The sequence below is a fragment of the Ohtaekwangia sp. genome (assembly GCF_036786105.1).
Taxonomy (GTDB): domain Bacteria; phylum Bacteroidota; class Bacteroidia; order Cytophagales; family Cyclobacteriaceae; genus Ohtaekwangia.
Genome location: NZ_DAIQRQ010000015.1, coordinates 1 through 2,990, shown reverse-complemented (window position 1 = coordinate 2,990; position 2,990 = coordinate 1). Strand labels below are relative to the sequence as shown.

General features: G+C 46.0%; 2 protein-coding genes. Both read left to right on the top strand.

The window, feature by feature from the left end:
* Nucleotides 1-244 precede the first annotated feature (244 nt).
* Nucleotides 245-577, top strand: coding sequence for a PadR family transcriptional regulator (locus V7Q33_RS09165; protein ID WP_331983623.1), 333 nt, complete (start codon nucleotides 245-247; stop codon nucleotides 575-577).
* Between the two features lie 2 nt (nucleotides 578-579).
* Nucleotides 580-2,990 (top strand): ABC transporter permease (locus V7Q33_RS09160; RefSeq protein ID WP_333819651.1); only part of this gene is annotated, 2,411 nt, incomplete at its 3' end.

Below are 2,990 nucleotides of genomic sequence, written 5' to 3'. Positions count from 1 at the left end.
AAAGTTCAAAGTTTAAAGTTTAAGTCGCTGCGCGACTGGTTCTTATTATATATAAACTTTCCTGCGGAACCCAACGGTAAAATCCGATACGTATACACGTGCCAACATACACACGTAAACACATCCCCTAATCGCATCTCCACGCCTTCAACACGCCAACACCTCAACACTTAAACACAAAAAAATGTATTTCTTTAACAAAATATAAACAAATCCGTATATTAGTCTTACAAAATATATAGAAATGAGCAAAGAGTATCTTGGTGAATTTGAAGAACTGGTGTTGACGATGGTGGGTATACTGGGAGAAGAGGCATACGGCAATGCCATAGTTACAGAGATAAAAGACCGTGTTGGGAGGGATGTGAACCTGAGTGCTGTGCATGTTACGCTGTATCGCCTGGAAGATAAAGGGCTGGTAAAATCGCACATGGGTGGTGCTACCAACTCGCGCGGGGGGAGGCGAAAAAGGATATTTACCATTACCAACGCGGGCCTTGCCATGCTGCGCGCGATGAAAGAAGCGCGCATGGACCTCTGGAAATTAATACCACAGCTTAAAATTGCCGGAAGCTAATCATGAAAGAAGTAAATCATGGGCCGCCCCGGTGGGCACTTCGGTTCCTCGCGTGGTTTTGTCCACTGTGGTTATATGAAGGTATAGAAGGTGACCTGCTGGAACAGTTTGAAGAGGATGTGCGAATAGCAGGTATATATAAAGCCAGGCAGCGACTGTACTGGAATGTGCTTCGTTTGTTCAGGCCATCGATCATTTTACGAAACCGATTTTCATTTTCACTGCAAAGCATTATGATCCGAAACTACGTAACAGTCGCTTCCCGAAACATTGTAAAACGGAAGCTATACTCCTTTATTAATGCTACCGGCCTCAGCATCGGTATAGCATTTTGTATACTTATCTATCTGTTCATAGAAGATGAGCGGAGTTTCGATATGTTCCATGCAAACGGCAATGCTATATATCGCATGCACAGTATTATGTATGCAGGCAACCAGGGTAATGGCAAAGAACAATCTCCGTATCGCAAAATGTCGCAGATGTCATTGGCACTGGCGCCAACCATGAAAGCCGAGATACCGGAAGTACAATATGCCACGCACTTCTGCAAGAGTGATGCTATACTTCGTAGAGACGAAAAAGTTTTCAAGGAGCCCATTGTATATATCGATGCCGATTTCTTTCGGATGTTCTCGTTTCGTTTGCTGGAAGGAAACGTAGAAAAGATGTTTTCATCGAAAGATGAAATTGTGTTGACGCCTGCCATGGCTGAAAAATATTTTGGCGCATCTCCGGCACTCGGACAGGTGTTGATGATGGGCAACCGGTCACTGACGGTTACAGGTATAATTGAAGCACCGCCTGCTAATTCCAGTTTGCAGTTTCAGGCATTGCTGCCGATAGAAGGATGGGGTGCTTATCACCAATATAACCTGGATACCTGGATGAATATGGGCTTCGCCACCTTTGTGCAGCTATACCCGTCTGCATCGGCAGCTCATCTTCAGGCGAGCCTTGATAGGCTTACGCAGAAGTATATGAAAGCTGACCTCGACCAGTGGCGCGAGCGTGATAAAGTTCCGGAAGGAGAGATGCCCTACCGGATCGGTTTTGCCAAACTCACCGGTATACACAGCATGAAAGATGTTAGCTGGGATAACGTGAGTGATCCGCAATATGCCTGGATACTGGGCGGCATTGCTATACTAATCATGCTGATTGCTTGTATAAACTATATATCGCTGGCATTAACATCATCTGCGAAGCGTAGAATGGAAGTAGGTGTTCGCAAAGTGATGGGAGCCTATAGAAAACAGTTGATATACCAGTTTGCGTTTGAATCGGTGATGCTGGCACTACTCTCTTTGCTGATTGGCTTTGTGCTGGCAGTGCTCTTTCTGCCGGCATTCAACCAATTTACCGGTAAAGCGATTGCACTGAATACAACCAATATACTTTCTCTGGCTGGTATAAGTCTGGCTATCGCCCTTGTGGTGGGTTTACTGGCCGGGTGCTATCCTGCGCTATATCTCTCCGGCTTTCGACCGGTTCAGGTGCTGCGGGGAACCTTTACTGCGAAGTTATCGGCAGGATTTTCGAAACCACTGATCATTCTGCAGTTTGTACTCTCATCGTTCCTGATCATCAGCTCGGTTATTATGTATCGCCAGATGCAATATATTACAACCAAGGATCTTGGTTATGATCAGCATCAGCTCGTGGTAATTCCAACACAGGCTGGCTGGGGCGAGCGGCCGGAGCGGGTTGTGGAGCAATTCCGGCAACAGGTGGAACATATACCTTCTGTTGTGTCAGTAGCCGGAACAGATTATCCATTTGCGGGAGACGATGGAATGATTTACGGATACCAGGTAAACGGTGAGAACAAGGCTACGCATGGCTATACAATAGACGCAAACTATATTAAAACGCTGGGCATTGACATTGTGATGGGGCGTGATTTTGATGCCGGCACTTCAAGTGATTCAGTGCAGACTATCATTGTAAATGAGGCGCTGGTGAAAGATATGAAGTGGACGGACCCGCTTCACGAACATCTGAACTATCACGCCAGAAATCCGGAGGCAATAGGTTCGAGAGTGATCGGTGTGGTGAAGGATTTTCATTTCCTTTCTTTGCAGGAATCGATAAGTCCCATGTTCTTCACGATGGATCTGAACGATGGCAGTTTGTCAAACATGCTGGTGCGGATCAAGGGCGAAGATTTACCCGCCACGCTGGAGCAGCTCAAAAGAGCATTTACAGCGATAGCCCCTGACAAACCTTTTGAATATTCTTTCCTCGATGAAAATGTGGCACGGCAGTATGCATCATTCGAACACTGGATGAATATTATGGCTTTGGCTACAGGCTTTGCTATACTCATTTCGTGTCTGGGATTATTTGGATTGTCGGGTATAAATGCAGTGAACAGAACGCGCGAGATTGGCATTCGCAAGGTTATGGGAGC

What these genes read in the sequence shown, in the direction of transcription:
- V7Q33_RS09165 (WP_331983623.1), top strand. Translation starts at nt 245, where the DNA reads ATGAGCAAAGAGTATCTTGGTGAATTTGAAGAACTGGTGTTGACGATG.